This window comes from Domibacillus sp. DTU_2020_1001157_1_SI_ALB_TIR_016 (genome assembly GCF_032341995.1).
GTDB classification, from domain to species: Bacteria; Bacillota; Bacilli; order Bacillales; family Domibacillaceae; genus Domibacillus; species Domibacillus indicus_A.
In genome coordinates this window covers 942,140-966,491 of record NZ_CP135438.1, presented here as the reverse complement: position 1 = coordinate 966,491, position 24,352 = coordinate 942,140, and the positions used below count along the sequence as shown (strand labels likewise).

Below are 24,352 nucleotides of genomic sequence, written 5' to 3'. Positions count from 1 at the left end.
TGCAAATTTGGTGGAAAGGGTCTACAAGTTCCCCTTCTCCAAATCTTAATAAGTGTGGAAATTTTTCCTTTCGTTGTCCTTTTTATTTATCTAAAACACCGATTCTCAAAAAGAACCTTTCTTATTGACTTCTTCAAGCAATTTAGATATTAATAACTTTAGCGAAGAATTAACCTCATTTTTTACAAATTCCCCGTCTTCGTTCAATTTATTATCTGCTCCTGAAATTAATAATGCTCCACCATCAAATACATTCGCATTTAACATACTTAAATTGAGCTGTAATGCTTGATGAGCATTTTCCCCATCACACGAAGCTGTAATAACCGCTACTGGTTTCGTATAAAGCTCAGCAGACGACACCAACCATTCTAAAGCATTTTTCAAGACACCAGGTACACCCTTTATATATTCGGGTGTACAGATAATGACTCCATCTGCTCTTGAAAGCAATTCTCTATATACTTGTACCTCTACTGGTGGTTTATCATTATCTAAATCACGATTAAAATGCGGAAGTTTTTCAATACCCTTGTATATTTCATATTCAACACTGTCGGGCATGAATTTTTTTAAGCTATTAAGTGCTTTTTGAGTTGATGATTTTGTTCGGCTACTTCCTGACAGGGCTACAATATTAATCTTTGTTTCCATACGAATCTCTCCTTCTCTTAGAGTCTGATTATATTTCACAGATATCTTCTTCCACCTATTCAGTTATGATACGTGGATCGAGTCCATATTGTGGTGGTAGTCCGAAGTGATCACGGAAGGTTCTTCCTTCATAGTCATCATGGAAGATGCCACGTTCTTGTAAGACTGGTACGACGTGATCTACGAAGTCATCTATTCCAGTGTTAAAATCATCGAAAATGAGCAGGAAGCCGTCTGTTGCATCTGCTTCATACCACTCTTGTAGAAGGTCAGCGGCCTGCTCGCCAGTGCCAACTACCGTTGGGTATGGCTCTAACACGGCATGAGCAAGAATATCGCGAGGAGACCATCCTGCTTTGGCTAGCTCTACTACATGTTGAGATGTAGTATCTAATGGGTGTGCATGAACTGCAGCAAGCTGTGCTTCTGTAAGTGGTTCGTCAGTCTGAGTGAGTTCCTCATTCAGACCAAGGTAAGCACTCAAGAGTCGTAGCTGACCGTGGATGTCTGTCTTATCATCGAGTGCAGCACGTTTATCAAGAGCTTCGCGTTTTGTATCACCGATAGTGAAACCAGCGAATGTGATTAGCTTAACTTCATCAGCGTTACGACCTGCTTGTTCTGCGGCATTTCGTACAGTGTTACGTAATGCTCTACTTTCCTCGATGCTTGATGGTCTTCCAATAATGACATTGGCATACATAGCAGCTGCTTGTAGGCCGTAGCTACTGCCAGCAGGCATAACGACGACAGGCTGGCCTTGCTCAGACGGTGGGATTGGAAGTGGACCACGTGTTCCGACGTGTTGACCGTGAAGATTGACTGGTCGGACATGAGTCGGATCGGCGAACATGCCATTTTGGTCAGGCTGACCTGCCTCATATTCCCAGCTGCCCCAAAGTGCTTGAACGATTTGTACCACTTCATGGAGACGCTCGTACTTTTTCTCACGGGGCGGTAGAGTCTTGCCGAAGTTCGCGAATGATTCAGCGTCGTAGCTCGGGACAGCATTCCATCCAATACGGCCACGGCTGATGACGTCGAGTGCCTTGAGTTGTCGTGCCAGTAAGTAAGGTTCAGTGAAAGAAGTAGATGCTGTGCCGATTAATCCGATGCGTTCTGTAGCCTGTGATAATGCAGCAAGAGTAATGAGTACATCTAAACTGATCATTGGTGGTGTTGCGCTCAAGTCCTCCTTCATGAAGAAAAAGTCAGACAAGAAGATGAACTGTAGTCCACCTCGTTCAGCTGCCTGTATCTGTTTTACAGCGGCATCGATGTTCGTGTAATCATTAGGATCGACATGCGGCATACGCCATGCGCCTTGATGGATACCAAAGTTGTTCCCTAAGGCTACACCCAGAACCATTTGTTTCTTTTGTATTTTTTGTGTCCTTGCATCTGTGTTATCGACATCTTGAACACCAGATGTGAATTCTTTTTTATTATTCATAGTTAAGTCTTCTTTCTATTCAACAGGTTTATTTTAGACAACATTTGTTGTATAGTTGATTCTAATGGAAAAATATTTACGCAGTACATTGCTTCACGAACTTTTTTGAGTTGATGATTTTTTTCGACTACTTCCTGACAGGGCTACAATATTAATCGTTGTTTCCATACGAATCTCTTCTTCAATAAATATTAATTTAAATTACTTCACTTCAGGGACTCTGTTTCCATTAAACTATTTCTTAGTTTAGGGTGAAATTTATTTTGCACGTGATGCATTCACATTCATTCGAATATCGAATTTAATTTAACTAGTGTTTGACCTAACATATCGCCAAATAGTCCGAGTTATAAGTTAAATGTTTGTAACTATTAAAAAGGCAATTCCACTATATATTCCGAAGACCCTAATATTTTAATTAAAGTCTTGCATTAAAGTATCAACCACTTCTTTTACAGTTCTGATTTCTTTAATTGGCGTAATTCCTGTACCTATAGAAATATAGCCATCGTCTGTATTTCCTTCCAGCATGCCAATACGCATTCCAATTGATCCACGCATCATTTTTGCTATTTCTTCACGACTAACACCTTGTTTATCCATTTCGACTAGTTTATTCGCAAATTTAGTAGGTAAAGACCGATAATATGCTGGCAAAGTACGGAACATTAGTAAATCTTCTGCTGTAGCATCGACAATCATTTGTTTCACGTTTTCTGCTGCTGGATTTTCTTTTGTTGAAATAAAGACACTGCCAGCAAACACACCTTCAGCGCCTAAAGCAAATGCGGCACGTACTCCTCTAACGTCTCCAATACCACCAGTTGCCATTACAGGAGTATTTATAGCATCTACAATCATTGGAACAATCGAAAATGTTCCAATAACTCGTTCTGGAACCGTACCACCTTCATCAAATCCAGTCGCTACATAAACATCTATTCCAAATTCTTCTGCAGCTTTTGCATGTTCAGTAGTTGCCCGGGTCGACCTGCGGGGCGCGCCAGGCGTTTTTCAGTACCCCATACCCGTCGATGAGCGCCATACCGAGGATGATCTTCTTGTCTGTCAATGGGTTCCTCCTGTCGAGCCGGTTGCGATGCGGGGGTCGAGTCCGTACTGCGGTGGCAGTCCCAGGTGATCACGGAGGGTCTTTCCCTCGTAGCCGTCGTGGAAGAGGCCGCGTTCGCGCAGGATCGGGACGACGCGATCGACGAATTCGCCGATCCCGGTGTGGAAGTCGTCGAAGTTCGTCGCGAATCCGTCCGCTGCCTCGGCTTCAAACCATTCCTGGAGGTGGTCGGCGACCTGCTCGGCGGTGCCGACCACGGAGGGGGTTGGGTCAAATACGCCGTGTGCGAGGATATCACGGGGCGACCATCCTGCTTTGGCTAGCTCGACCGCACGTACGGAACGTGCGTCCTGTGGATGCGCCCGAACCAAGGCGAGCTGCTCAGTAGTTAGGGGCTCGTCGGGCATTGTGAGTTCCTCGTACAGGCCAAGGTAAGCACTTAGGCGTGACAGCTGCTCGTGGACGCCTATCCGGTCATCGAGCGCGCGACGTGCGTCCAAGGCTTGGCGTTCCGTTTCACCAACGGTGAACGCGGCGAATACGACCAACTTGATCTCATCAGGGTTCCGGCCAGCCTGTGCTGCAGCCTGGCGCACGGTGTGGCGCATGGCTCGACTTTCCCCAATGCTGGATGGCATTCCAATGACAACATTGGCGTACATGCCGGCCGCTTGCAGGCCGTAACCGCTGCTGGCGGGCATCATGATAACCGGCTGGCCCTGCTCGGACGGTGGGACGGGAAGGGGTCCGCGTGCTCCGACGTGCTTGCCTTGCAGGTTGACCGGTCGGATATGGGCCGGGTCGGCGAACATGCCGGCTTGGTCGGGCTGGCCCGCCTCGTACCCCCAGCTTCCCCAGAGCGCGTGGACGACCTGCATCACTTCGTGGAGACGCTCGTACTTGTTCTCCCGGGGCGGTAGTACCTTGCCGAAGTTCGCGAAGGCGTCGGGTTCGTAGCTTGGGACGGCGTTCCATCCGGCCCGGCCGTGGCTGATGACGTCGAGGGCCTTGAGCTGACGGGCCAGCAGGTACGGCTCGGTGAAGGAGGTGGACGCCGTGCCGATCAGTCCGATCCGTTCGGTCGCCTGGGCCAACGCCGAGAGGGTGATGATCGGATCTATGTTGAACAGGGACGGTGACGTGGCCAGGTCTCCGTGCATGAAGAGACGGTCGGCCAGGAAGATGAACTGCAGTCCACCTCGTTCCGCTGTCCGTGCCTGCTCCACCGTGATATCGATGTTCGTGTAGGACCCGGGGTCCACGTGCGGCATCCGCCATGTGGCGGGGTGCGTACCAAAGTTGTTCCCCAGGCCCACGCCCAGGATCATGTGCTTGTTTTTCATTTCCGGCGTACCTGCGTCTGTGTCGGGAACATCCCCAGCGCCCAGTTTTAATTTTTTTCTATTATTCATTATTGAATCCTCCTGTTTACGATTATTTTCAACAACCTTCAGTTGGTTAAAAAAATACTTAGTTTGGTAAATATTTTTTACCTCCTTGGCTAATTTACTAGTGCAACGTTCTGGCCAGAGTACCTTCATGGCTTCTAAATATATATTTAGGGTGCTAAATATGCATTTAGTATACTAAATATATATTTAGAGAGAAAAATTAGTATAAGTTTTTCTCCATACGCTTTAATAAATCCCTTAATATTAAGCGTTCTTCGGCTGAAATTGACTGTAGTAATTTTTCTTGCTGCTGTTTCCATTTAAATTCAACGGGTTCTTCTAATTCTTTGCCTTTGTCCGTTAGATAAATTCGCATAACCCTTGCATCTTCTTCATCACGTTTACGGTATATGAAACCATTCTGCTCTAGCGATTTAACCATATTTGTTACCGTAGGCGGTTCGCATTTTAAATGTTCACATAGCTGCATTTGTGTTATTCCATCACCCAGCCACAAACGCCAGAGTAAATTATTTTGGCCTACATAAAGATTAAGTTCTCTAAGGCTCTCACTATAATTCCGACGCATTTGGGAAGAAACTTTATCCAAGGACATACGAATATCACAGTCAACACTAACCTTCATAGATGAACCTCCTCTAGCCAAAGATATTTAGCCAGCTAAATATATCACGGTTATTTTTAGCTGTCAACGTTACTGCATTGATTGCTCTTCTTCAGCTAACCTGCTTCGTTAGTCTAAGTGTATTCCTTCACAAACTTTTTACTCTTTAGTACAAAATCCCTCACTTTCTTTAAAGACTAGTAAAAAGTGTATCGGTTACTTAATAACGGTAAATCATTTTTTCTAGGAAGCGTTTTTATATCAATAAATTTTTAACAAGGCGTTTAAATAGCAAATGTAATTGCAAATATGTAACGAATAAAAGAAGGTGCTAGCTGAATGCTAGTACCCTTATGTAGAATTAGTAAGAAATGCCTTTATGCCCTCCAATATGCCCAGCTCGCTGAAGATACGTACCGCCTTTCATTAAGCTGTACGCGTGAAAAATCGCTTTTTTGCCAAAACGATCACGTATTTGATCTATCGTTTCATCAAGAATGTGGCGCCTTTCATCCAGTTCAGAGGGTGTAAACAAATCAATCTGTTCATGGGCTGCAGGCTGTAATTTACTGCATACTACATGGATTTGGCGTACCGGCTGTCCGTCCCAATACTTTTTAAACAGCCGGACAAAGTGCTCACATAGTTCAGCTGTTTTATTTGTGCTTCCTGGAAGCACGATTTGATGCCTGAAGCCGCGGTCCTCAATATCCCGGCTGTAAGATATGCCAAGCGCAATCCCTGCTGCAGCAGCCTCATGCTGGCGCAACACATCGCCACATCTTCTGTCATTTCTTTGATAACGATCATTACTCTTTATATTTAGGTTAGTTGCGTAAAACAGTTGATATTAAAAGGACCACACATATTAGACGTATCTAATATGTGTGGTCCTAATTTATTGCTTATTAAATTAACGCCCCCGTTACTTTAAGTACATTTCTTCACAAACTTTTATCGTAAAAGAAAAAGCTGCCGTTAAAACGATTTCTCCTCCCACAACTTTCACTTTATTCACCATTTAATTTTTGAATTTTGGGGAAAACGATAGATGTGTTCGCTTTGGTTAGTCTCCTTGCTCCCCAAACTTCTTGCCGACCTCTTCCATCAAATCAATAATAGGAATGAATTCTTTCCCTTTTGAGGTTAATGAATACTCTACACGAGGAGGAACTTCTGGATAAACTTTGCGATTAATTAAGCCATCGCCTTCTAGTTCTCGAAGTTGCTTTGTAAGAGAACCTTGTGAAATATCCCATAAATAAGCTTTGATTTCACTATAACGACGCTCTTTAGACTTTAAAAACCAAAGAATGAGATATTTCCAACGTCCAGAGAGTATGTTTTGGGTATAGGCAATGCCATATACTTCTCTTTGTTCCTTTATACACTCTTTGTCAAATCCATCCTTACATATTCTAGACACTCTTACACCTGCTTTCTACTGTTAAGTACAAAAAAATGTACTACGTCAATTTTTATTGCCTACTTCAAAAATATGAGAAATGATTTTATTCTAGTATATGTAACAGAAATACTCAATAGCAGAATAATTCTTTGATATACAATTTTTTCAGGAGGAACAATAATGAGATTTGGAATTATAGGTGCAGGACCAATTGGGTCAATTCTTTCTAAAAAATTAGTTAAGAATGGACATGATGTCAAAATTGCAGATGCCCGTGGGATTGAACGTCTCGAAAGAAAGGAACTTGAAGGAACACCCGTAGATGTTGAAGATGTAATTACAAATATTGATGTTCTTATTATTTCTATCCCTTTCCACGCACTGCCAAGCATTCGCAACGTTGTAGATAGAGTTGGGAAGGACGTAGTCGTTGTAGACACTTCAAATTATTATCCTCAAATAAGCAATAATATCGAAGAAATTGAGAACGGGATGGTTGAAAGTGTTTGGGTTTCAAATCAATTAGGTAGACCTGTAATCAAAGCTTTCAATAATTTATTAGCCTATACTTTAGAAAATGAAGGAACTCCCGAAGGTACGAGTGGACGAATTGCGATGGCAGTTGCCGGTAATGACCAATCACAAAAACAAGTAGTTATGGACGTAGTAAACGAGCTAGGTTTCGACGCAGTAGATAGTGGTTCTTTAAGTGATTCGTGGAGACAACAGCCAGGAACTCCTGCGTACTGCACAGAGCTAACAAAAGATGAACTAACGATAGCGTTGAAAAAATCAAATAAAGCAAAAGCCCCATTCCTACGAGATAGGGCAATAGAGAAGTTATCAGCGTCTAACCTCAAGCCCCTCTCAAATAAAGATATTGTGAATATGAACAGAGAAATATTTAATTCATGGGTTATAAAGGGGATGAAAAAATGTAAAAACTAACACTGCAGCGCGATAGCGTGGGGAGCAAACAGGATTAGATACCCTGGTAGTCCACGCCGTAAACGATGAGTGCTAGGTGTCAGTTTGATACCCTTGGTGCTGAAGTCAACACAGTAAGCACTCCGCCTGGGGAGTACGGTCGCAAGACTGAAACTCAGCACTGTTCATGTAAATGGATAGGCGCCCGGTCCTGGCGACAGAGCGCCCTATCGCATGCGCTGCTACAGCATGGTTAGGCCTATCGTATCGGCTGTGATGCGCTGGACCGAGAAAATCAATTGAGAATGAATGGAGATGGTTGAAAATGAAGGCTTGGCGTGCAGAAACATTTGGAAAACCCAGCGATGTCCTGAAGCTGGTAGATATCGACGTTCCGGTACCAGGACCGGGTGAGGCGCTGCTTAGGGTATTGGCAACCAACATAGGTCTGCCTGACCGCATGATGCTTGAAGGCCGATATTTCCTAACGCCGACCCCGCCGGTAACGCCCGGTCAAGAGGTGGTCGGTATTGTCGAGGTAGCGGGACCGGGCTATCCGTTTCCCGTCGGCACACGGGTAATCGGCGGTGCCAACTCCGGCGGATTGGCGGAATATTGTCTATCGTCAGGCGACGGAGCGGTGCCTGCGGCCGATGACATGTCCGACGAGCAGGCCGCAGCTTTTCTGGGGACGTTTCACGTCGCTTATGTCGGCTTAGTCAATCGCGCTCGCGCAAAGTCGGGCGAGACGCTATTGGTGCTCGGCGGAACGGGTGGAACAGGTTCGACTGCAATCCGGCTCGCCAAGGCTCTGGGTCTGAACGTAATTACTACCGTGCGCGATGCTAAGAAGGCCGCGTTCTGCCGTGAACAAGGCGCTGACCATGTCATCGAGCTGGAGACGGGCTCGATGAGCGAGCAGGTGCGCGCGCTGACCGGAGGCAAGGGTGCCGACATCGTTTATGACACGGTCGGATCGCCCTTAGTCGAACAGGCGCTCGATGCGATCGCCATCGGCGGACGATATGTCCTGATCGGTTTCGCTGGTGGCTCAGATTTTCCGGAGATTGAGCCTTTCAAGATCCTTATACATGGCATCTCGGTCACCGGAGCTTTGCACAGTGTGCGTACTCCCGATGAGCGCGATGAGGCAATTACCGTACTTGGGCGACTGTTCTCCGAAGGGAAGATCACCGTGCCGATCGACCGGGTCGTATCCTTTACTGATGTGCCTGAGGCGCTTGAACGTCTTGGTGGGGGGGTCAACGGTAAGCTGATTGCCCGCGTAAGCCATCCAGGTCCCGGCCCAACGCTTTAACCAGAGGAAATCGATGCACTGCCGGAGGGCGGGAACGACGAGGAAACGCAAAAAGCCTATTCGCTTGCCTCGACTGAGATGACCGATATCGACGGCAACGTTTTCCGCTCAACGATCCGAACTATCTCCCCCTATGCTTACACGGGTGAGATGAGTGCTGAGATTGCCGATCGGATCCTGCGAGGCGATTTTAAGCGAGGATTTCAATCCCCTGCGGCTGTTTACGGGCCGGAATTGGCATGCAGCAATGGCATTGGCAACATAACCGATCTCTAGGCAGAAAGACCGCTTCCACGCCTAATAATACTAACAGAATTACCCAATTAAAACATCTCCCCTCTATGTAATCCTTGAGGAGAGATGTTTTTAATCAAACTCTGATATTTGTTATCAGCCTTTATTAAAAGGCAACACTTATTCCACTAAACTGCTTCTTTAGTTTAAGTACATTACTTCACAATATCTTGTCTTATCAATCTTTATTATAAATAATCAGATTTTGTTTTAAATGATCAAACTTTTTAATAAATCTACATTAAGCACTGAATTACAAGATAATAAAGTTTTGAAAAGGTGGAAGTCCCTCAATATCGCTTAGTCAAAACAGCTTTATACGTATACTTCAGATATTAAAAAGAAGCACCCGAAAGGATGCTCCTCTGCCTTACTTTTTATTCTTGTCTTTTAACTCTACATAAACGGCCGCCATATCCAATTGTCCTTTTCCGTTTTCTTTAGCGGAACGGTAGGTCGTGTTCGCTACTTCAGCAAGCGGCAATGTTGTTGCCAGTCTGTCTGCCTCTGCTTTAATCAAGCCTAAGTCTTTCGCCATCAGTTCTAACATAAAGGCAGACGGAAATTCCTCTTTACGGTACATCTCTTTTTTCCCTTGGAATAAACCTGTATTCACTGCAGAAAAGGAGATCATATCCAACACTTTTTCCCTATCCAGTCCTGATCTGTCTGCAAATAATAAGGTTTCTCCAATCCCCTGTCCTATGATACCCAGCAGCAGGTTAATCGCTAATTTTGCAGAGCTGCCTTTACTGTTAGAACCAAAATGAATCGTTTCTTTTCCTAAGATATTAAAATAAGGCTGGCACATTTCTACAGCCCTTTCATCCCCACCCGCAAGGATTACTAACTGGCCTGCTTTGGCTGGTCCTACTGAACCAGATACGGGTGCGTCTATGTAGATTCCGCCTTTTTCTGATACGAGCTCCGCAAACGAACGTGAATCTTGTGGTGAAATGGTACTCATGTCTACTATCACTTTACCGGGTTTGATTCCTTCTAATACACCCTTGTCTTGAGTTAAAACAGATTGTACAGCATCCGCGTTCGATAACATCGTAAAGATAATATCCGATTGTTCAGCTATTTCTTTTGGCGAATACAGGTTAACGGCTCCTGCTTCTATTAAAGGCATTGTTTTTTCTTGGGAGCGGTTGTATACGTTCACTTTATACCCTGCTTGTAAAAGGTTCGTGGCCATAGGTTCACCCATATGACCTAATCCAATCCAACCTAACGTATGCATTTCTATTCCTCCTACCTCATTAAATAAAATGGACAGACCACTGTCTCTTAATGAGTGGCGGTCTGTTCAAGTTCCATTTCTGTTGGAAATTATATCATATGAACGTTTTTAAAAACGTTTTTGCTGTGAGGCGGCTTCGGCTAATCCGACAATCCATTCTTGGTGGCCGTTAAGCATTGGGTTTGGCTTTGTTACTGCCATCTCTTGAGCTGCTTTCCCCTTTTGTGTTTCCTGAGTGAGAATGCGTACACGTCCTCCAGGCAGGTCTTCTAGCAGCCAAGCGTGGTGAACTTGCAGCTCACTATCCTCTTCTGAGCCTTCCTCCCAGCCGTGCCAAGCCAGTCGTGCAGGCTTGCCATCAGCAGGCGGATCGTACTCTAATACCTCTGCCTCTATGGGAAATTCAAAGGTTGTGAATCGGAAGTGAGCCCCTTGACTTAATTCAGGGCCTGTAACGTTGTGGAAACGGATATCCGCAACATTGCTGTAGTATGACTCCCATTTTGACGTATCATAGAGGAACTTCCAAACCTGGGCAGCGGATAGATCAGCTATGATGATTTCGTTGGAAACAAAGTTGTCTGTCATTCCTGGCAGGTAGCCCTCAGGCCAAATAATTTCATTCATTGTATTCTTCCTCTCCTTGTTAACTTCATTTAGGATCAGTTTCTCACCTTGAAGGTTATTCTATAAAATAAAATAAGAGATGTGGAAAACCGTGTTTTCTTAAACCCATTTTTTGTACCTATATAGGAATAGTGAAGTGAATGAAAAGCAGTGAATTACTCTGCTTTAGCTGATTTGTTGAATCCATGCAGAGGCAGGTGATCAATACCGTACTCGGCCAGCTGTGTTTCAGCTTGATCAATCAGTTTCTGCGCTTTCGCTTTTGTATCAGCATCCAAGTCTGCTAATAGGTCTGCTATTTTAGCATCGTCTTTGTCTGCTTTGTCTGGAAGCGTCACACCAAGCTCTTTCAACTGAGTTTGGGCTTCTTCAAATGTAATCGTACCCGCTTTTACTTTATACATAATCGCTTCTGCTTTTGCTTTCGTGTCTGCATCCAGGTCTGCAAACATATCATGATCGCCTTTGTCTGGAAGTGTCACACCAAGCTCTTTCAATTGAGTCTGGGCTTCTTCAAATGTAATCGTGCCCGCTTTTGCTTTTTCCATAATGGCTTCCGCTTTCGCTTTTGTATCCGCATCTAGATCCGCAAATAGGTCGCCCTTGCCGCCTCTATCGCCTTTTTCCGCTCTGTCTGGAAGTGTCACGCCAAGCTCTTTCAGCTGAGTCTGCGCTTCCTCAAACGTGATCGTGCCGGCTTTCATTTTATCCATAATGGCTTCCGCCTTCACTTGTGTGTCCGCATCTAGATCCGCAAACAAGTCCGCTTTATCTCCTTTTTCCGGCAATGTAACACCAAGATCCTGTAATCCCGTTGTTAATTTATCCATGATCGCCTGTACTTTTTCTTGAGAGGCTGCATCTAATGTTGCTTTTGCATTTTTCGCTTTTTCTTCTTGAACCACTGCTGTGCTTGTCGTTGTTGTATCTGTGGCTGCATAAGCGGAAACCGTACCTAAAGAGCTCAGTCCGATAATACCTGCCATTGCTAGTCCAAATAATTTGTTTTTTGTTTTCATAATTAAATTCCTCCTGAATAGTTTCGTTTTGTATGTACCTCCCTGGTACAAGAGCTACTTTACTCTTCAATAGTGAAAATATGGTGAAAAATAAAAAACAAGCAAGAACTTTTAAAAAAGTATAATTTATCCTCAGAACCTTCTTACAGCAAAGACCCGCACACTTTGCGTTCATTGAGCCACAACCCTGCATATAAAAAAACACAAATACTCCTTGTATTTGTGTTTTTCAGATGATTTTCTTATGAAGTAAAATATACATAGGACTGCTCCTCATTGGTGCCAAACTCACACTTCCCTACTTCTTGACTCTCGAAAGTGTCATGCCATCACCAATTGGCATAAGCACGGATTCTAATTGCGGATGATGCGCTGCCAGTTCATTAAATTTCTTCATGGCTTTTGTATAACGTTTAGGAGGTACACCCGGCTCCGCTACACTGCCTTTCGCAAGTACGTTATCCGCGATGATTAATGCATGCGGCTCTGCCAATTGAATACAGTACTCCAGGTAAAGTTCATAATTTGCTTTATCTGCATCAATAAAGAAAAAATCAAACCGCTTGTTTTCGCCAGCCAGTTTTTCAAGACTTTCTAAAGCTGCCCCGGTCATGTAGGATACTTGATCGCCAAATCCCGCTTTGGCTAGATTGCTGTGTGCTAACTCTGCGTATCTCTCTTCTAGCTCAAGAGACGTTAACATTCCTTCTTTCCCGAATCCTCTTGCCAGGCAAATGCCGCTGTAGCCGCCAAGCGCTCCTATTTCCAGCACTTTTTTAGCGCCTGAGATCGATACAAGCATGGTCAGCAGTTTTCCTGAAGAAGGAGATACTGATATAGAAGGCATTCCATTTTCTTTGATGGACGCAATAACTTCTTTCAAAAGAGCATCTTCGGTACAAAATACTGAATCGATGTAGCTGTTTATTTGTTTCATGAAGTTTTATTCCTTTCCCGTCATGATGCAAAGGCTTGCTTTGAACTTATACAGAAGCTTCTGCTTTTTTAACAGCTTTTACTTCATATTTTCCGACTTCTGTATGAATCATATATTCCGGTTTTGGCTGATTCAGCTTTGCTTTATGGCCGGCGATATGGGCATCACTTTTCTCCCATTGTTTCCAATGGCCTTCTGATTCCCAGGTGACTAAGACGATTACTTCTTCCTCGCCGCGTCTCACCTGTTTCACCAGCACCTTAAGGTCCACAAATCCTTCCTGCTGTTCAAGGATTCCTGGTTTACTGAACCGATTCACCACCTGCTCAGCGTTACCTTCTGTCACCGTCATTTTTCTTAATTGAACGAACATCGTTTATCCCCCTTACGTACTCTTATGTTGGATTAGCTGGACCTTTAAACGATAAAAGATCCGCCATTCTCATTATTCCTCTTGAGCTGGGCCTTTTTCTGATGCTTCTTCCTCGTTTGCTGGAGCATCATGCCGCTTGATTTCATCTTCGTGAATTTCAAACAACTGAGTAAATTCATTTATAATCGTTTCCACTGCTTTTAGTTCTCCCACCAAGATAGGGTTAATGGATTGCAGCTCGGGTGTTTCCAATTGCTGTTTCAGTGTGGCACGTTTTACATTCAGCCTATCTAAAAATTCAATTGCTCTTCCCCGGCGGAACGTTTTGGCACCGCCACGAGGATGATCCTTACGTCTGTGGCCGCCTCTGTGATGATGTTCTTCCCGGTGATGTTCATGAGCGAAAGGTCTTTCATCCCGGCGATATCTTTTGCCATATTGATCTCTCATGTTATCTCTCCTTTTCTGTATACAAATGTATACGAATTAATTGTATACATTTGTATACAGAAAGTCAAACTTTCCTTTTTGTTCAAATATCTTTAGAAAACAGGATTACATAAATTAAAAAGGATGAGCTCTGCTGGATACAGAGCTCATCCTATCAAGATGATTTCAAGTTTTGTTTTCATTTTAGCATTTATTTCAGCTACTCCCCTTTTTAGTCGATATTCACTGTTGGAAAAAACGCCTCATTCAAAAGTAAACTTGTTCAATAAGTAACATCTCTTATATGACTCTATAAAAAAAGGAAGCCATTTAGGCTTCCTTTCAGGCTGTAAACAAAATGATTTTCAAATCTCTGATTTAAGGCTGCTTTGTCTCTTTTATCCGGTTAAACGTCCCTGTTTAAATCTACATAGTACGTCTACTTTTCCTGTTCCACCTTGATCATCTCCCGCTTTTTTTATTCTGTATCCGGCTCAAGCGTACAAGAAACAAGCCGGCTTGTATCAGCTCCCACCTGATAGTAAAAAAAGCAAGGCTTCCTCGAGCTGTTTCTCAATACCAAGAGGCGCGTACACAATCCACTTCTGCCAGTCCAGAAAAAAGCAGCGGCCATTTTGAACAGCGGGGTGGGCTGACAAGAGAGGATCCGTTTTAATTTCATGCTCCATCATCCGCCGGTGGTGCTCACTATCCGTGACAATCCACATGAAATCACTTCTATCCCTCTTCATCTGTTCAAGAGAAGCGGGCATCCAGGTAAACATTGTACCCATTGGATGTTCCTCTATCTTTTCCCGAATATACTCAGGAGCACGAAAGCCCAGCAGCCGATAAAACACATGTCCCATATTACGGGCTCCATACAGCCGGACTCCCTTGTTTGTTACACTCCAAACAGCAGCAGATCTTCCGGTTCCAATCTGATTTTCTACTGCATCCCGTGCTTTTCTGACTTTTTCATTATGCGCTGTATGCCATGCTGACAAAGCCTCTTCTTTTCCCAGCAAGCGGGCAATGGTGTCTGCATGGTTGTATACGTCCATGCTTGTCCAGTCAATCGATACAACAGGAGCAATGTCCCCGATGTGCTCTTTCGCCATACCGGCGACGTTGTTTTTACACAGAATTAAGTCCGGCTTCTGTTCTAAAAAAAACTGCCGCTGAATATCCCATGGTTCGCTCGCATGATAAGGAAGCGTCAGCTCTTTTATTCGGCCGTCGAAGCTTTCCTGAAGCTGGCCCGCTGCAGGAGTCACGCCCAGTGCAAGCAAATGGTCGGTATACGGATAAGAAAGAGAAACCACTTTTTTAATATGTCTTCTATTGTAATGGGACGGAGAAATGCCGAAGGTCTGCTTAAACCGGCGGCTGAAATAATGTTCATCCTGATACCCGGTTCGGCGGGCGGCTTCCTTGATTTTAATGTCTCCTGCTAAAAGCAGCTCTTTCGCTGTGTTCAACCGGAGGTGGGTCAGCCATTCCATCGGTGTTTTATTCATTTTTTGTTTAAATAGATGAGAATAATACGCTGGGTTCATGCCGGCCATTTCAGCCAGCCCTGTAAGGGTAATAGGTTCAGTAAAACAAGTGCTCATATAACCAAGCGTTTGATGAATACGCTCTTCGTTGTCTTCAAGCCGCAGGGATGACGGCTGATCGGAAAGCCAGTGAAGCAGTTCTGCCGCTGCTCCCTGCTTTACATAGGGAGGATCGGTATCAGCATGATATATAGAAGATAGAAGGCGACAAATCGCCGAACAGTGATAGGAAACCAGCCCTTCTACCGAAAATGTCCGAACTTTTTTGTATACGAGTTTTTCAGCGGTCCGGCTTTGTTCCTCATATAAGTCGAATAGCAGCATATAGCCGTCTATTTCATCTTCATTTACCGCTTCAATCGAAAAAGATGTGCCTGGATGCAGCAGAAAAACAGCTTTTTTTCTGAGTGCCTGCTTAATTCCATTTATAATTAACGACCCGCTGCTTTTTTCAATCGATAAAAGACAAAAAGAAGGCACAGCTTGCTGAGTCTGCTTTCTGCTTAAAAAACATGTTTTTAAAATTTCCATTCTCACCTGCAATGCCCCCTGCTGGATAAAAAATAATGAAACAAAAATAATACATGAAAAGAAGCTAAAAATCGTACATTGACGCTCATTTCTCCTATTATTATACTTAGTTGAAAGTGATTATCAATAGCAGTTAGAAAGGTCTTGTTCTATTCTGATGAAAAAACGGTACAGCTTATTTATTATCATTTTTTTTGTGGGAACTTGTTTGTTAGGTGTGTCCCTGTTCGCCGCCGTTTCCTCGGGAGCGAAAGAGCTTAACCTGCCCACCGTCTGGGCCGCTGTTTTTCATTTCAATGCAGAGCTGACGTCTCATCAAATTGTTCATGAGCTTCGTCTTCCCCGTGTGCTTGGCGCTGCGCTTGTCGGCTGTGCCCTGGCCGTTTCCGGCGCTTTAATGCAGGCGGTTACCCGGAATGATTTGGCGGATCCAGGCATTTTAGGGATAAATGCCGGCGCTTCTCTTATGACAGCCCTTTGTTTTGCTTTTTTCCCCGGTATACCATATTCTTTGCTGATCGTGTTTTGCTTTTTCGGATCGGTCATGAGTGCACTATGCATTTTTTGGATTGCCTCTGGTGCACCCGGCGGCATCACACCGATTCGCCTGACGGTCGCCGGGGCAATCTTAGCTGCTCTGTTCAGCTCGCTCAGCTCAGGAATTGCGATTTACTTTGACTTAAGCCAGGACCTTGCTTTTTGGTTTGCAGGTGGCACTGCCGGCATTAGATGGGGGCATCTTACATACCTGGCACCGATTATACTGGCCGCTGTTTTATTATCTCTTTCCTTTGCCCGGCCGCTTACACTGCTCTCTCTTGGAGAAGAAACTGCAGCTGGGCTTGGCGGAAACGTGCCGCTGATCCGCCTGGCTGCGATCGGAATTGCCGTTCTTCTGGCGGGCACATCGGTTTCAGCAGCCGGCTCCATTGGGTTTATCGGACTGATCGTTCCCCACATTGCCCGTAAACTGGTTGGGGTTGACTATCGGTTTATTATTCCGATTAGCGCCCTGGGAGGCTCGATTTTACTTGTGCTGGCTGATTACGGGGCCCGTATGGTAAACCCGCCGCGTGAGCTGGCTATCAGTGCGATGGTTGCTCTTTTGGGCGTGCCCTTCTTTTTATATCTCTCCCGCCGGCAAAGGAGGGAGGAATCATGAAGACGCGCCAGAAAAAAGCTGTAAGGGCCTCACTTGTTTTATTACTCTTATGCCTGTGTGTACTGCTTATCAGCTTAAATACCGGAACGATTCGCCTCAGCCCCGTTGAAGTATTAAAAACAGCTGTCGGACTCGGTTCTCCCCGTGACTCCATCGTGCTGTTTGATTACCGGCTTCCCCGCCTATTAATTGCGATGCTGGCCGGTCTTGGTCTGGGAATCGCTGGATGCCTGCTGCAGGGCTTATCTCGCAATGCGCTGGCAGACCCAGGGGTGATTGGCATTCATGCTGGAGCCGCTTTCGGACTAATTCTTTTTTTGCGTTTTTTTGGTACGCTTGAAGGCAGCTTCACCATTTTCATTCCGCTTTTCACTTTTATCGGCGGGCTTTGCGCAGCAGGGCTGATTACTTTTTTTTCTTTTGACCGCAAGGCTGGCTTTCTGCCGCAGCGCTTGTTGTTAAACGGCATCGCGCTCGCAGCGGGCTTTAGTGCCCTGACACTTGTGCTGTCGCTTCGCCTTGATGAAGAAGTGTATTCTTTTGCAGCCTACTGGCTGGCGGGAAATATATGGGGACGGGAATGGATACACGTTCTAGCATTGCTGCCCTGGCTACTCGTTTTGGTACCGTATTCGTTTTTTCATGCAGGCGCATTAAATATGCTGTCGCTTGGTGAAGCGCCGGCAGCCGGGCTTGGTGTTAACGTGGCCAAACAGCGGGCTGGCCTGCTGCTTTGTGCTGTTGCTCTGTCGAGTGCGAGTGTTTCCATGGCTGGCGGGATCGGCTTTATCGGACTCGCCGCTCCACAAATTGCCCGCCGAATTGCCGGTCCGCTTCACCAATATGTACTGCCGCTGTCCGGTTTGATTGGCATGCTGATTTTAATGGCAGCTGATACGATCGGCCGGTCGTTATTTGCGCCAGTTGGCATTCCGGCCGGTATCGTGACTGCAGCGCTCGGTGCCCCCTATTTTTTATATGTATTTCGAAAATCTACTCACTCATGATAGGAGCTTACGTAATGAAAAAAATAACATTATTCTGCTTATGCATGTGCCTTACCTTATTGCTTGCCGCTTGTGGAAGCAAGGAATCTACTGACTCTGCCGGTGAATCAGCACCGTCACAGGAAAACGGGCAAAAAATTGCTTCCTTGTCGATTCACGTAACGAATAACCTATTAGCTCTTGGCATTCAGCCAGCCGGCTCCGTTGTCGGCGGCAAAGTAGGAGACTTTCTTCCCCACGTAGCTGATCAGCTGAAAGGAACAGAAAAACTCGGTGAAGCAAAAGATGTCAATATGGAAGCACTGCTTGCATTAGAACCTGACTTAATTATCGTTGATAAAGAGTTTGCCGGCCAGGACCTCAGCAAGTATGAAGACATTGCACCTGTCGAAGTCATTGACCTTGACCAAGGGACATGGCGCGACCATTTAACACAGCTTGGCAAGCTGCTCAACCGTGAAAAGGAAGCAAGCACATTTATTCAGGAATACGACCAAAAAGCGCAGCAAGTCAAAGCTGAACTGCCGGACACCATTCAGTCAGGTACAGCGATGGCTATTCGTATTAATGCAAAAGAGCTTCGTGTTTTTACAACAGCCCGTCCGCTTGGACCGATTTTGTTTGTCGATCTTGGCTTAACACCTGCTAAAGGGATTGAAGAACTTGATTCAAATGAACCGTACGAGGTTATTTCTCAGGAAGTGCTGCCAGACTTTGACGCCGATACGATTTTTGTCGTTGTCGATGCAGAAGATGATGCACAGCAGTCATTCAAAGAGATTCAAAAAAGCGCCATCTGGCAGGGATTAAAAGCGGTGAAGCAGGGGCAGGTTTTCGTGATTAAAGAGCAGCCGTGGCTGGATTACTCCGCGGTCGGCAACAAAATGGCTCTGGATGAGGCACAATCTCTTCTATCAAAGTAACAAAAAAAGCGGACTTTACGCTTCAGCTTGTAGACACAGCCTTCACCTTGAAGGCAATGTTTGCAGGCTTTTGTTTATAATGGACCTTAAAAAAAGCTGGCCCGCTGGTTATGGAAACCAGTACAGCCAGCTTAAACAGGGACGTCTAACCACATAAAAAAACAAAGCGGCCTCAATTGAGAACCACTTTATCTACAGTTTAAAAGGAAGCCTAAAGAGCTTCCTTTTTTTCATTCATGAGTTGTATTAAGCTTTAAACTTACTGATGACTCCTTGCAATTCCTGAGCCATTTTACTTAATACTTCGGCTGAGGAAGATACTTCTTCCATTGTCGCGTTCTGCTCTTCTGCTGAAGCGGCTACTTTTTGTATATGATCTGCAGATTGTTCTACAATCTCCCTGGCTTCTTTCATTCCTTCCGTCATTTGCTGTGAGTTTGAGTTGACTTGTTTCACAATCACAGCTACCTCCTGAGACTCAGCTGCTACCTGTTGAATCGACTGGACAATGTCCTGGAAAGCGTCACCCGTTTGACTAACCATCTTCAGGCCTTCTTTTACCACCTGAGTGCCGTTATTCATCGATTGAACCGCTTTTTGGGATTCTTGCTGTATCTCTTCGATCAGCGTACGGATTTGGCCTGCTGCATCGGCAGATTGCTCAGCCAATTTGCGGACTTCATCTGCTACTACCGCAAATCCTTTTCCTTGTTCACCCGCCCGGGCAGCTTCGATTGCCGCGTTTAGGGCTAACAAGTTCGTTTGGCTGGCCACTTGTGTGATCAGCTCAATAATTTGGCCAATCTCTTTCGATTTTTCACTAAGCGTGTGAGCAACCTCTGCTGATTCTGTTGCGGAATGCTGTACCAGATTCATTTGTTCAACGGTTCGATGGACGACGTCATTGCCAAGGCTGGCTTTCTCATTCGCCTTTACGGTTAAGTGGGCAACAGACTGAATAGAATCAGCTGCCTTATTCATTCCTTTAGAAATTTCCTCCGATGATTGAACAGATTGCACGACATTGGAAACTTGTTTTTCTGTCCCAGCTGCAACTTCCTGAATGGCCACCGTAATATGCTCCGTTGCCCGATTTGTTTCCTCAGCACTCGCAGACAATTCTTCGGAAGTGGCAGCAACTTGTTCTGCGTTTAAACGCACTTGATGAATCAATTCGCGGAGGTTATGTTTCATTTGGTTAAAAGCATGTGCTAATTCGCCAATTTCATCCTGATTTTTCACTTTGATATCGTCTTCTGTTAAGTCACCGGATGCAATTCTCCCCGCGCTTTCTACTAAAAGCAAAATAGGGCGGGTGATCATCCGAGTCATAAACACACCAATGAAAACGGCGAGTACGAAAGAAACAAGACTACAAATGAACATTAAAGTTTTAATAGAAGCAACGGTTTCGGAATTTGCTATGCTTCCTTCCTGCATATCTTTTTCTTGTATTTCCGCAATTTGACTTGCAGCATCTTCTATTTCGATAGCTAAAGGCATAATGTCTTCTTTGACCAGCTGCATTGCCTCGCCGCTATTTTGTCCTTGTAAATTAGTTAAGTTTTCCGACTGATCTTTAAGCTGTGCATTTAAATCCTTAATCGTCGTGAGTAATGCTTGTGCTTCCTGATCGGGATTTAATGTTTCTGTACTATTCACTTCTTTTTCAATCTCTTCAATCGATGTTTGCAAAAATTCTGCTGCATTTTCATCTGCGATCAAAATGCCTCTTAAACTGGCAATTTCCCGTGAAGCATAAAGCTGGATATCTTTTACGTTTGCTAAAATAGCCGCTCGCCGGTCTACTAAATCTGAATAAGAGTGATTGATTTTTTGAATTTCATAGTAGGCTAGAGCGCTGACCATTCCGAGGAGAATGGCAAGAACCAAAAACCCCGCCAACAATTTTTTACCAATGGTAACTTTCATTTATGTGTCTCCTTTTAACTGCTATTCCCAAACAGGCATTTCTCCCACTTTTCCATTGATGAAGTTTTTTAGTTTACACAGGTGTTTTTTCTTAATTTTATATTTTTTCACCACTTTCGCTTTGTATTTTGGGATAAAGACAAAAGGTTTGCCCATCTTTTGACTCAAATAATCTCATTTAATTATAGTATAAAAAACCCACTTATGAATAGTGGGCTTTCAGACGGTAGACAAATTATATTAATGAATCGTGCACGTGAATGGGATAAATCGGCGGGGTCCAGGCAGCTCCGGAATCAAGTGTCTGCCGTCTAGGCTGCGCTAGAAACTTTATAGCTCAACCAAAGAACCAATAAGCATTAAAGAAGGTGAGCAAATAGGATACAATGCTCACCTTCTTTACATATCTATTTAACAACTCATCAATCGCTGTTCTTCCAAACCGCGCAGTCCTCTTACATTATTGTTTCAGACGCAACTTCATAAAGGGCATTAGAAACTTTTCCAAACTCACTCGCATGTGGGCGGTCATCTCCGTCTTCATAGCCATAATCAAACATACGGTTTCGATTGAGTGCCAGCTTTGTGAATGTCGGACGCAGCAAATCAAATAGCTTGAATCGTTCTTTTAAATGCGGAAAACTTCGCTGGTAAGACAGGATTTCCTCACGTACAATGCCCCAGAAACGATGCTCGGAAAATTGTTCACTTTCCTGCAGGATGTTACTTAAATAACGGAAGTGACAAATGAATAACCCGGTAAAAATAAACTGGGTCAAACCTTCAGGCGGTTCACTGCGCAATACTTTTTTCAATTCGGGAGACAACACCGAAAGCTCCGGAAACGGCTGATCACTAATATTAACATCATCTACGAAATCTTTCATAATGGTCCGCTCCGGCTTATAGTTTTTCAAGACAAGCACCGTGTTTTGTCCGTGCGGTGAAAAGACGGTGCCGTATTGATATAAGTAATGAAGCAATGGAGGTAAAATCGCTTTTGCAAGCTGATTCACCCATTGTTCCACTGTGAGACCTGATTTTTCAATTAACGTGGATACAAATGGTGTTCCTTCATGGTCCACATGCAGCAACGCCGCCAGTGTAATCGCCTGTTCATCATCTCGCAACTCCTGATAAACGCTCTCTCTCCAAACCACGCCAAGCATTTCAAGATATTGATAAGGAGCTCCCGCCAGTTTCGAAAAAGTCCGATGGTTGACGTTCATAGTCGCCACCTCTCCCAATAGACCAAGGCGGCATTCTTCTTTTAAAAACAGATCATTGTCCAATATGTTTTTCATAAATGTCGTAACTTCAGAAGCAATCACCGTTCTCTCGCTTGGCAATCCCCGGTATACGAGTGTATTTAAAATACTCATTGGCAGCTTCACATGATACTTGTTCTTCTTCGTTACATTCGCAAATGTACGGATAGACTGCTGAGGAAGATACTCGTCTTCCCCTTCTCCCAGTGGTATCAACTCTTTGCTGGCAATTTCAGCAGCGAACATGGATACAATCACATTGTTCCACTGCCATGCGTGTATGGGCATAAAATAATAATCCTTTTCTTGTACTTCTTTGTCTCTTAATTTCTCTAAAAAACGCTGACGAGCCTCTTCATCAAGCTCTTGCTCCATTACGTGCTCATAATCCAATCCTTTCACCGAATGAAACGTCCCGAGGTTTTTATGGACCGCAATCCATGAAAGCTGTACTTTTTTCTTTTGTTCAGGTGCGTACTGTACATAGTCATCATACCCGAAACCAATCCGCCCTTTGTTATATGTAATCCATGGATGTCCCTTCATCTCCCCTTCCAGCTCGGCATAATCCAATTGGGTCAGCTCATCGGATGATTTGGATCTTTCTTTTAAATGAGTGTCCGCCAGTAGTGTATGCAAATACTCTTTGATTAAATGACCCGCTGTAGAGCCTGTCATATTTCCCTCTTGTTGAATGCTTAACAAAAGAGCAAGGGACAATGGTATATCTTTTGTCTCGCCTGTGAGGATTTCAATGCTTTCAGGCAAAACATAGAAGCTATTAAACAAACGAGGCTTTGCTTGAAATTGGTACACGGTTCCTTTTTTATCGATCCATTCGTAAGATTGAACGTTCTCCGTTTCGCTGATCAACTTTGGCGTGATAATTTCTTCATACATAAATTCCTGAAGCATTTTAGCTAAAAGCTGCTGATCTGCATTTTCCCAATTTTCCTCTGTTAACATCTGTAGAGGCGTTTCACACATTTTCATGAGGTCCAACTCCCATTTTTATTTGATATGATGATTTATGCATCATGATTAAAAGAAAGGCTGTACATAATGCCGATCCAATTAAAAGAAAACCACTTAAAAGGAATGGCCCTTCGGTTCCATTTTGTTCGACCATCATCAAAGCAGCCATTGGCGAAAACAACAGAGCTGCGTTTTGTACGGATGCCACGAGGCTATATGAAAGCGGCGATTTTTTTCCAATTCTCATTTTGAAAAAGAGAATATCCATTGCCGCCAGACTAACAAAAAAGCACATACCATATATCACTCTAATTAAAACAAACAGCCAAATATGTCCGACGAACGCTTGAATAAAGAGTAACCCTGCTGTTATTCCCATTAAGCTGATTAAGGTTACCTTAATATGTGATTGAAGATACTGTTTTGGCAGTAAAAACTGCAGCACAACCGCGACAAGACTCGGCATCACATACAACAAGCTCAACCCTTGTTCTGAGATTGTATAGCGACTGTCAAGAAAGACCGTAAAATAAGGACGAATCGTCTGATGTCCGATATAAAAGAGAAACACAATTAGTAAATAAACCAGAAACTCCCCTTGCCATCTCATCCCTTTTGGTACATTTTCTTTCTTCTGCAAAGTCTCCTGGTTTGTAACAGCGCCATTGTTTGAGAGAATAAACCAGCTTACACCTGCAAAAATGATATCGATGATGGCAAATAGATAATAGCTGTTTAACGGAAACAACTGGGTGACGACGAAGCTCCCTGCAATGCCTGATACGATGACACTTCCGTGAAACATGAATAAATAAGCCGTCGTTGCCCTTACTTTTTCATGATCATTCTTGCTTGAAGCGACCATGGCTGGATACAGCAAATAAATGCTGCTTTGAAAAAAGAGTAAAACGAGTGACACTGTTAAAAACTGTGGAAAGGTATGGCTCATGGGCAGCAGTATTTTGCATCCTCCCATTACTATCAACGCGATCGCAATCAGCTTCTTAAGTCCCCACCTTTTAGCAGCCATCGCCCAAAGGGGTGTCATGATCACGACGACAAGGCGGCAGCAAATAATAAATAAGCTTGTTGCCTGCACCCCGTCTACTCCGAAATAGCTGGAAAATAACTGCGGATAAAAGGGTGATAACAGCATTTCTGAAATGAATGTCACAAGCAAACAACTATAAACAAACCCTTTTTCTCCCTTTGTCATTTCTTT

20 protein-coding genes, 2 pseudogenes and 1 other annotated feature are annotated in these 24,352 nt (G+C 44.3%); of the genes and pseudogenes, 5 read left to right on the top strand and 17 right to left on the bottom strand.

What is annotated here, in order from left to right; genetic code table 11:
• Positions 1–105 precede the first annotated feature (105 nt).
• The 7 genes and pseudogenes from RRU94_RS04550 to RRU94_RS04520 all read right to left on the bottom strand — a co-directional run bounded on the left by RRU94_RS04550 (position 106) and on the right by RRU94_RS04520 (position 6,621).
• Complete coding sequence (locus RRU94_RS04550; RefSeq protein ID WP_315690620.1) at positions 106–654, bottom strand: NADPH-dependent FMN reductase; 549 nt, start codon at positions 652–654, stop codon at positions 106–108.
• A 55-nt stretch (positions 655–709) separates the two neighbouring features.
• On the bottom strand, positions 710–2,107 hold the full coding sequence (locus RRU94_RS04545) for an NtaA/DmoA family FMN-dependent monooxygenase (RefSeq protein ID WP_315690618.1): 1,398 nt from the start codon (positions 2,105–2,107) through the stop codon (positions 710–712).
• A 414-nt stretch (positions 2,108–2,521) separates the two neighbouring features.
• Positions 2,522–3,085, bottom strand: a pseudogene (locus tag RRU94_RS04540) (NAD(P)H-dependent flavin oxidoreductase); the annotation flags it as partial.
• A 90-nt stretch (positions 3,086–3,175) separates the two neighbouring features.
• The gene (locus RRU94_RS04535) at positions 3,176–4,591 is read right to left on the bottom strand and encodes an NtaA/DmoA family FMN-dependent monooxygenase (protein WP_315690616.1); all 1,416 of its coding nucleotides are present in this window, start codon (positions 4,589–4,591) and stop codon (positions 3,176–3,178) included.
• Between the two features lie 199 nt (positions 4,592–4,790).
• On the bottom strand, positions 4,791–5,216 hold the full coding sequence (locus tag RRU94_RS04530) for a MarR family winged helix-turn-helix transcriptional regulator (RefSeq protein WP_315690614.1): 426 nt from the start codon (positions 5,214–5,216) through the stop codon (positions 4,791–4,793).
• A gap of 340 nt (positions 5,217–5,556) precedes the next feature.
• Positions 5,557–5,967, bottom strand: a complete 411-nt coding sequence (locus tag RRU94_RS04525; protein ID WP_410492922.1) for a DinB/UmuC family translesion DNA polymerase — start codon at positions 5,965–5,967, stop codon at positions 5,557–5,559.
• Between the two features lie 294 nt (positions 5,968–6,261).
• Positions 6,262–6,621: a winged helix-turn-helix transcriptional regulator gene (locus tag RRU94_RS04520; RefSeq protein WP_315690611.1), complete on the bottom strand. Its 360-nt coding sequence runs from the start codon at positions 6,619–6,621 to the stop codon at positions 6,262–6,264.
• 162 nt (positions 6,622–6,783) lie between these two features.
• Here RRU94_RS04520 and RRU94_RS25650 point away from each other — a divergent pair.
• Positions 6,784–7,071 (top strand): annotated as a pseudogene (locus RRU94_RS25650) (NAD(P)-binding domain-containing protein); the annotation flags it as partial.
• Positions 7,072–7,473: 402 nt separating this feature from the next.
• Positions 7,474–7,760, top strand: a sequence feature (16S ribosomal RNA rRNA prediction is too short).
• Between the two features lie 95 nt (positions 7,761–7,855).
• Positions 7,856–8,848, top strand: coding sequence for a quinone oxidoreductase family protein (locus RRU94_RS04515; RefSeq protein WP_315690609.1), 993 nt, complete (start codon positions 7,856–7,858; stop codon positions 8,846–8,848).
• 664 nt (positions 8,849–9,512) lie between these two features.
• Here RRU94_RS04515 and RRU94_RS04510 read toward each other — a convergent pair.
• The 7 genes from RRU94_RS04510 to RRU94_RS04480 form a co-directional block, all read right to left on the bottom strand.
• Positions 9,513–10,388 carry an NAD(P)-dependent oxidoreductase gene (locus RRU94_RS04510; protein ID WP_315690607.1) on the bottom strand — a complete coding sequence of 292 codons (876 nt, stop codon included), beginning with the start codon at positions 10,386–10,388 and terminating at the stop codon, positions 9,513–9,515.
• A 108-nt stretch (positions 10,389–10,496) separates the two neighbouring features.
• Positions 10,497–11,015, bottom strand: coding sequence for an SRPBCC domain-containing protein (locus RRU94_RS04505; protein ID WP_315690606.1), 519 nt, complete (start codon positions 11,013–11,015; stop codon positions 10,497–10,499).
• A 155-nt stretch (positions 11,016–11,170) separates the two neighbouring features.
• Entirely contained in the window at positions 11,171–12,034 is an 864-nt protein-coding gene (locus RRU94_RS04500) for a hypothetical protein (RefSeq protein ID WP_315690604.1), read from the bottom strand.
• Positions 12,035–12,332: 298 nt separating this feature from the next.
• The gene (locus tag RRU94_RS04495) at positions 12,333–12,971 is read right to left on the bottom strand and encodes an O-methyltransferase (protein ID WP_315690602.1); all 639 of its coding nucleotides are present in this window, start codon (positions 12,969–12,971) and stop codon (positions 12,333–12,335) included.
• A 46-nt stretch (positions 12,972–13,017) separates the two neighbouring features.
• Positions 13,018–13,344 carry an antibiotic biosynthesis monooxygenase gene (locus RRU94_RS04490; protein ID WP_315690600.1) on the bottom strand — a complete coding sequence of 109 codons (327 nt, stop codon included), beginning with the start codon at positions 13,342–13,344 and terminating at the stop codon, positions 13,018–13,020.
• A 72-nt stretch (positions 13,345–13,416) separates the two neighbouring features.
• The gene (locus RRU94_RS04485; RefSeq protein ID WP_315690598.1) at positions 13,417–13,794 is read right to left on the bottom strand and encodes a hypothetical protein; all 378 of its coding nucleotides are present in this window, start codon (positions 13,792–13,794) and stop codon (positions 13,417–13,419) included.
• A 503-nt stretch (positions 13,795–14,297) separates the two neighbouring features.
• Entirely contained in the window at positions 14,298–15,863 is a 1,566-nt protein-coding gene (locus RRU94_RS04480; RefSeq protein WP_315691940.1) for a helix-turn-helix domain-containing protein, read from the bottom strand.
• Between the two features lie 157 nt (positions 15,864–16,020).
• On the opposite strand from RRU94_RS04480, the gene RRU94_RS04475 reads away from it, so the two are divergent.
• Genes RRU94_RS04475 through RRU94_RS04465 form a run of 3 tightly spaced genes read left to right on the top strand, consistent with a single transcriptional unit; the run spans position 16,021 to position 18,955 of the window.
• Positions 16,021–17,025, top strand: coding sequence for a FecCD family ABC transporter permease (locus tag RRU94_RS04475; protein ID WP_315690597.1), 1,005 nt, complete (start codon positions 16,021–16,023; stop codon positions 17,023–17,025).
• Positions 17,022–18,032: a FecCD family ABC transporter permease gene (locus tag RRU94_RS04470; protein ID WP_315690595.1), complete on the top strand. Its 1,011-nt coding sequence runs from the start codon at positions 17,022–17,024 to the stop codon at positions 18,030–18,032. The genes RRU94_RS04475 and RRU94_RS04470 overlap by 4 nt, the downstream gene beginning before the upstream one ends.
• Before the next feature lie 14 nt (positions 18,033–18,046).
• The gene (locus RRU94_RS04465) at positions 18,047–18,955 is read left to right on the top strand and encodes an ABC transporter substrate-binding protein (protein WP_315690593.1); all 909 of its coding nucleotides are present in this window, start codon (positions 18,047–18,049) and stop codon (positions 18,953–18,955) included.
• 246 nt (positions 18,956–19,201) lie between these two features.
• On the opposite strand, the gene RRU94_RS04460 is transcribed toward RRU94_RS04465, so the two are convergent.
• From RRU94_RS04460 to RRU94_RS04450, 3 genes are all read right to left on the bottom strand, one after another.
• Entirely contained in the window at positions 19,202–20,887 is a 1,686-nt protein-coding gene (locus tag RRU94_RS04460; RefSeq protein WP_315690591.1) for a methyl-accepting chemotaxis protein, read from the bottom strand.
• A 455-nt stretch (positions 20,888–21,342) separates the two neighbouring features.
• Positions 21,343–23,148, bottom strand: a complete 1,806-nt coding sequence (locus RRU94_RS04455; RefSeq protein WP_315690589.1) for an IucA/IucC family protein — start codon at positions 23,146–23,148, stop codon at positions 21,343–21,345.
• Entirely contained in the window at positions 23,135–24,346 is a 1,212-nt protein-coding gene (locus RRU94_RS04450; protein WP_315690587.1) for an MFS transporter, read from the bottom strand. Before RRU94_RS04450 ends, RRU94_RS04455 begins: the two co-directional genes overlap by 14 nt.
• Positions 24,347–24,352: the final 6 nt, after the last annotated feature.